The organism is Streptomyces sp. NPDC088252, assembly GCF_044740965.1.
In the GTDB taxonomy this organism is placed as follows: domain Bacteria; phylum Actinomycetota; class Actinomycetes; order Streptomycetales; family Streptomycetaceae; genus Streptomyces.
The window spans coordinates 1-6,398 of record NZ_JBIURS010000061.1 but is presented as its reverse complement, the minus strand read 5'-3'; the positions used below and the strand labels follow the sequence as shown (position 1 = coordinate 6,398).

At 68.6% G+C, this 6,398-nt stretch carries 5 protein-coding genes; 1 reads left to right on the top strand and 4 read right to left on the bottom strand.

Annotated elements, in window-relative coordinates; genetic code table 11:
• Window positions 1-686: 686 nt before the first annotated feature.
• Window positions 687-1,316: a helix-turn-helix domain-containing protein gene (locus ACIOHC_RS43670; protein ID WP_351087194.1), complete on the bottom strand. Its 630-nt coding sequence runs from the start codon at window positions 1,314-1,316 to the stop codon at window positions 687-689.
• Window positions 1,317-1,434: 118 nt separating this feature from the next.
• Between ACIOHC_RS43670 and ACIOHC_RS43665 the strand changes: the two genes are divergently transcribed.
• Complete coding sequence (locus ACIOHC_RS43665) at window positions 1,435-4,668, top strand: cytochrome P450 (protein ID WP_351087192.1); 3,234 nt, start codon at window positions 1,435-1,437, stop codon at window positions 4,666-4,668.
• A 119-nt stretch (window positions 4,669-4,787) separates the two neighbouring features.
• On the opposite strand, the gene ACIOHC_RS43660 is transcribed toward ACIOHC_RS43665, so the two are convergent.
• The 3 genes from ACIOHC_RS43660 to ACIOHC_RS43650 all read right to left on the bottom strand — a co-directional run bounded on the left by ACIOHC_RS43660 (window position 4,788) and on the right by ACIOHC_RS43650 (window position 6,335).
• Window positions 4,788-5,018 carry a hypothetical protein gene (locus tag ACIOHC_RS43660; RefSeq protein WP_351087190.1) on the bottom strand — a complete coding sequence of 77 codons (231 nt, stop codon included), beginning with the start codon at window positions 5,016-5,018 and terminating at the stop codon, window positions 4,788-4,790.
• Entirely contained in the window at window positions 5,015-5,281 is a 267-nt protein-coding gene (locus ACIOHC_RS43655) for a transposase (RefSeq protein ID WP_351087188.1), read from the bottom strand. The genes ACIOHC_RS43660 and ACIOHC_RS43655 overlap by 4 nt, the downstream gene beginning before the upstream one ends.
• A gap of 295 nt (window positions 5,282-5,576) precedes the next feature.
• Window positions 5,577-6,335, bottom strand: a complete 759-nt coding sequence (locus ACIOHC_RS43650; RefSeq protein ID WP_401846999.1) for an alanine racemase — start codon at window positions 6,333-6,335, stop codon at window positions 5,577-5,579.
• Between the last annotated feature and the right edge of the window lie 63 nt (window positions 6,336-6,398).

The window sequence follows — 6,398 nt, the reverse complement described above, 5'->3', positions numbered from 1 at the left end:
CTCTCCCCGATGGAATTCGAACAGCACCACCACAAGACAGCTAAACTCTCACTCGCAGCATGAACCCCTGTGTCCACACTCCGGGGGTCACCTCAAGCGGACCTACCACCGACGCCGCAGACAAGCCTCACTCGGTCGGCTGACCCCCGTCGAATACGAAACCGTCATGACCACACCGGCCCTCCTGGCCGCGTGACCAAACCTGTCACCCAGCCCTGCATCAGACCCCTTTCACGCGGGCCACCACTTTGAGGATCGTCAGACATGACCGCCACGGTAACCGCCCCCCACTGACACCAACCCACTCTCAGGCACGCACACCAGGAACGAGATTGCGCCCTTCTGCGCAGACCCCACCCCAGCCGCCAGAATCCAGCGGCATGCACAGGACCGCGCCACGCCTCCCACCACAACAACGACCCACCCGACCACCCGAGAATGATCACGGCAGGTAACGAAAGCCAGATCTCAGGACGGCTCCGACCGGTCACCCCAGACCCGCCTATTCGCGCGAGCTCTAAGTCGGCGGTTCACAGCCGACGGGTGGCTGGTGTGTCGCTTGTCGAGCGACCGACGACCCGGGCGGTGCCCTGCCACGACGAGCCGAAGTCAGTAGCAATCCAGAAGAAGACCGCTCCTTGCCCGCGCGGGTCAAAATCGCTCCCCACACCGCTCGGCTAGCGGGGTCAACCACCCGCTGACAGCGGCGGGTTCCCGGCTCCCGCGAGGGACGCCGTCGCGGCCATCAGCTGCTCCATGGAGCGCTCCATGTCCGCCCCGGGGCGTCCGCCCCGGACCAGGAGCTCCAGTGAGAGGCCGTCGAACCCGGCCAGGATGAAGCGTGCGAGCTCTGCCGCGGGCACTGCGGGAACTTGACCGGCCCGCTCCGCGGCCTCCGCGACGATCACCGCCGCCGCGTCCTGAATGTCCCGGTGGAATCGGTCGGCTACATCACGAAGCTCGGGGCTCCGGAGCGCGAAGATGACGAGCTCATACATCAGGAGGTGGCGCTCCGGCTGCTCACAGAGCTGACGCCACAGCGTATCCCCCACGGCGCGGAGTGCCTCTTCGAGCGTCGCCGAGCTGCGGCTCGCCTCGGCGCGCACCCTGGCGACCATGCCCTCGGCGAGGCTCTCCAGCACTGCCCGGTACAGGTCTGCCTTCGCGCCGAAGGTGTAGTGCACGGTTGCCTGCGCGACGCCGAGCTCCGAGGCGATGGCCCGCGTACTCCCTGCGGCGACGCCTTCGCGCCCCATGAGATCAATGGCCGCCGCGATGAGCTGGGGACGGCGGTCGGCGGCGCTGACATGAGACATGTGGCCGATTGTAGCAACACAGTCAGACGTTCAAGTCGCACGACTTTGTCACACGACAAAGTCGCTTGTACAGTGATCCCCGAATGGCATGGCGGAGCACCAGCGGAGGGCGGAAAAGATGACCATCACGACCTTACGAGCGGGCCGCAAGCCACCGGAGAGGCGCGCGCTGCCCCTGGTCGGACACGCGCTGAACGTGCCCCCGGACGGATTCATCCGGTACGCGATGCGCGAGGCACGCGTTTTGGGCCCGGCCTACACCCTGCGTTTCTTCGGCCAGGAGCTGTTGATCGTCTCGGGGCTGGACCTGGTGGCCGAGCTGTGCGACGAGACGCGTTTCCGCAAGTCGGTGTCCGACGCGCTGGAAGCCGTACGCGACTTCGCGGGCGACGGCCTGTTCACCGCCTACGACGACGAGCCGAACTGGCGCAAGGCGCACAACGTCCTGCTGCCGGCCTTCGCTGCGAATGCCCTGCGCGACTACCACCCCATAATGCTGGACGTGGCGCGCAAGCTCATCGCCGACTGGGACGCCCACGAGAGCACACCGGTGGATGTGGCGGGCGACATGACCCGGCTCACCCTGGACACCATCGGGCTGTGCGGCTTCGGCTACGACTTCGACTCCTTCGGCCGCAGGCAGCCGCACCCCTTCATCGGCTCCATGGTCCGGGCACTGGCCCATGCCCAGGCCAAGCCGCAGTTCATCCCCGGGCTTGATCTGCTCTATCGCTCCCGCAACGAACGCAACGCCGCCGACATCGCGGCCATGAACACCCTCGTCGACGACGTCATCCGGCGACGCCGCGCCGCGGGTCCGGGCCGCACCGACGGCGCCGATGACCTGCTGGGACTGATGCTGCACGCCACCGACAAGGAGACCGGCGAACCGCTGGACGACCTCAACATCCGCCACCAGGTGATCACCTTCCTGATCGCCGGGCACGAAACCACCAGCGGCGCCCTCTCCTTCGCGCTGTACTACCTGCTCAAGCACCCCGAGGTGCTGGCCAGGGCCCGGGAGGAGACCACCGCCGTGTGGGGGGACGAGCCTGAACCCGACCCGAGTTACGAGGATGTCGGCCGGCTTCGTTACGTCCGCCAGGTCCTCAACGAGGGGCTGCGCCTGTGGCCGACCGCCCCCGCCTTCTCGCTGGAGGCTCTGGAGGACACGACCCTGGGCGGCCGCTACCCATTGCGCCGGGGCCAGGGCGTCATGGTCCTCACCCCGATGCTGCACCGCGACCCGGCCTGGGGCGACAACCCAGGGCTCTTCGACCCCTCGCGCTTCACACCGGAACGCGTGGCCGACCGCCCTGCCCACCTCTTCAAGCCTTTCGGCAACGGTGAACGCTCCTGTATTGGACGGCAGTTCGCGCTGCACGAGGCGACGCTGCTGCTCGGCCTGCTCGTCCACCGCTACCGGCTGGTGGACCACAGCAACTACAAGCTGCGGATCAAGGAAGCCCTGACGCTCAAGCCGGACGGTTTCACCCTGACCCCCGTACGCAGGACCGCAGCAGACCGCCGCCAGGTCAGGCCGCCCGCCCCGGACGCGGTGTCCGCCCCGGACGCGGTGTCCGCCCCGCCCGAAGGGACCACACCTGCGCTGCGCGCCCCCGGCACCGCGTTCACCGTGCTGTACGGCTCCAACCTCGGCGCCTGCCGCGCGCTGGCCCACGACCTCGCCGACCAGGCAGCACGGCACGGATTCACCCCCGAGGTCGGCCGGCTTGACGACGCCGTGGACACTCTTGTGCCCGACCAGCCAACGTTGATCGTCACCGCCTCCTACAACGGACGCCCAACCGATGACGCCGCCCGATTCATCGAATGGCTGTCCGACGGCAAGAATGTCGGCCGCCTGGCCGGGGTCCCGTATGCCGTACTGGGACTGGGCGACCGTAACTGGGCCATCACCTATCAGCGCGTACCCACTCTGATCGACGAAATGCTGGCCGCTGCCGGGGCCGAAGCCGTGGTGGAGCGAGCGGCCGTGGACGTGAGCGCCGACAGCGCCGATGAGACCACACGCTGGGGCACCGGGCTGTGGTCGGCCCTGCTCAGCCGCTACGGGAAGCCCGCCGAGGGCCCGGTGTCCCACGGGATCACGCCCCGCTACTCGGTGGAGGACGCCGACTCGGAGGAGGACCACACGGCACTCACCACATCGCCCGACGGCGATTCCCTCCTGCCACTGGAGGTGGTGGCCAACCAGGAACTGTGCGACACCGACAGCCCCTTGGCCCGCTCCAAGCGCTTCATCCGGCTGCGGCTGCCGGCTGGCACGCCCTACCGGACCGGTGACCATCTACTCATCAGGCCGGCGAACCCTGCCGCGCTCGTGGAACGCCTCGCGGATCTACTCGGTCTCAACCTCGACCGGGTGGTCCGCCTGCGGACGACGACGGCGGGCCGCAACCCGCTCCCGGTGGACCGGCCACTGAGCGTGGGCACCCTGCTGACGCACTTCCTGGAGCTCCAGCAGCCCGTCACCGCACGCCAGGCCACGCTCCTGGCGTCCGTCGCCCAGTGCCCGCCGGACCGGACGGCGTTGGAGGGCCTGGCCGCCGCCTCGCACAACGGAACCGGCGAAGCCCTCCCCACCGTGCCTGCTCTGCTGGAGCGGTACGCGTCCTGCCGGCCGTCGCTGCCCCTGCTGCTCGAAGCGCTCTCCCCCATGCGCCCGCGCTACTACTCGGTCTCGTCCTCCCCCACGGTCTCCCCCGACGCCGTCGACCTCATGGTCGCCGCGGCACCGGCACCCCACCGAAGCGGCGAGGGCACGTTCCTGGGAACGGGGCCGTCGTGTCTGAGCACGGTGAAGCCGGGGGACATCGTCCACGCCAGGACTGCTCCATGCCGGGATGTGTTCCGGCTCCCCACGGACCCGTCCGTCCCGGTCATCACCGTGAGCGCGGGAACCGGGCTCGCCCCATTCCGCGCCGCGATCGCGGACCGCACTGCGTCGCCGCAGCCCGGCCAGGCTCCCCTCGTGTGCTACTTCGGCTGTGACCACCCGGACGTGGACTACCTGCACCGCACCGAACTGGAGGCAGCGGAGGCCGCAGGCGCGGTCGGCCTGCGGCCGGTCTTCTCCCAGGCCCCCGAGAACGACGACCGGTTCGTCCAGCACCGCATCCAGCGCGAAGCGGACGAGATATGGGCCCTGCTGGAAGCCGGCGCGCATGTCCGTGTCTGCGGCGACGGCCGCGCGATGGCACCCGCCGTACGCGACACGTTCCGCCGGATCTACCGCGACCGCGTGAAAGACGACGAGCAGAGCGCCGAGACCTGGCTGTCCACCCTGATGGCCGAGGACCGCTACGTGGAGGATGTCTGGACGGGCTGACACGCACGCCCCCTGCGCCCCGCCCACGGCCCCGCCGGGAGGGCGGGGCGTCACCACACCTGCTGCGTCCTCCGCTCGTAAGGTGTTGACGTCTCACCGAGTGCTAGGAAGCCTGCTTGTCACAGTTGCACGCGGTTAAGGTCCCGGCGGGAGTTCTCGACGATCTGCCGGATCGCCTCGGCCGGCTGTCCGCGCCAGACCTCGCGGGCCGTGGTGGGCTTCTCACGCCACTTGTGGAACCAGGACTCCGGCACTTCCAGAACTTGGCAGGCCAGACGGTGCGGGACGAGGTGTTCGGTCCTCTGTTTGCCGATGAACGCGGCCAGGGCGGCCGGTTCTGTCTCGGTCACTTCACCCAGAGGGTCATGCATCGCTTGGGGACATCACGCTTCATCTCCAGCTCGCAGATCCGCTTGTTCCTCTCGTTCATCTCCCGGCGCAGCCGCTCCAGTTCAGTGCGTTCCGTCTCTCGTATCCGGCCACCCGGTGATGGTTCGGCCGGCCGGCCGGACGACGCCGACCGCGACGCCCAGCTGTGCAGCGTGCCCGAGTGCACGCCGAGCTCCTCGGCGACCTCCGGGACCGACCTGCCCGTCTCGATCACGATGCGCACAGCACCCTCACGAAACTCAGATGTACATCCGTTGCTTGGGTCCCATGAGTCCCAACTTTCCCTGTAATCACGGACTCCACGCTACGAGGGGAGGGACAGGGAGGCATTGCACCGGTATCTGCCCGACGCAACCCTCGCCGCGTGGGACGAGGTCGGCCACTGGATCCAGTTCGAGGATCCTGAACAGTTCAACCGGGTCGCCGTCGACTTCCTGACCGGGAAGATGACTGACCGATCAGGCTGCCCGGACCTGAGTCGCTCCAGTGTCGGCACGTGACCGGCCGGTCACGTCGGCTCAAAGCATGCCGCGGGCGTCGATGGGCCAGATGTCGACGACGGTGTCGTCGTCCACCACGTGGTAGAAGTCGTGGAGGTTGATGGTCGTGTCACAGTGCGATGCCTGCACGTCGGCGATGTCGCCGACACCAGGCCTGGCCGCTCCGTCTGGGGTGGAGATCTTCCCGAACTCGTCACCGAAGAACGCGTAGGTCGTGCCCGGCCAGTGTCCTTGCCGGACCTGGGCCGGCGGGCCATCGGTCGCCAGGCTCTTGAAGCCCGCGCTGATCGTGACATGGCCGGGCTGGTTCGCGCTGACGACTGCGGTACGCAGGTGGAGCGCGAACCGGTACGGGTTGGCGGCGCCGGGAAACAGCTCCACCAGGTCGTAGTCGACGTCCATCAGGCAGTACGCCCCGGCCTGGCTCTCGGTGTAGAGCTTGCGCTCGACGTCGATGGCGAAGGTTCCCGTGCCACCACCGCTGACGGTGGCAGGGGGCAGGCCGTTCCTGGCGAGTGAGGTGAGCGTTTCCTCAAGCCGGTCGAGCTGACGGCCGTAGGTGGCGGCGCGTTCGTGGTAGGCGATGATGTGCTGCACTCGGCCCGGGCAGGCCTGCAGGCCCGCGTAGGCGAACCGTGCCGAGCGGTCCAGCCGGACGGCGATCGCCACCGCGTCCTCGGGTGTGGCCGCGCCGGTACGTCCCATCCCGATGTCGAGGTCGACCAGGGCGGGCAGCGGCCGCTCGCCGCCCCCGTTATCTTTTTCGCGGTCCTGCAACGGGACCGCCGGCCTCCGGGCCCGGTATGACTGTGTCCCCCTGTCGAACGGATGGCCTGGGGG

What these genes read in the sequence shown, in the direction of transcription:
- ACIOHC_RS43665 (WP_351087192.1), top strand. Translation starts at nt 1,435, where the DNA reads ATGACCATCACGACCTTACGAGCGGGCCGCAAGCCACCGGAGAGGCGC.
- ACIOHC_RS43670 (WP_351087194.1), bottom strand. Translation starts at nt 1,316, where the DNA reads ATGTCTCATGTCAGCGCCGCCGACCGCCGTCCCCAGCTCATCGCGGCG.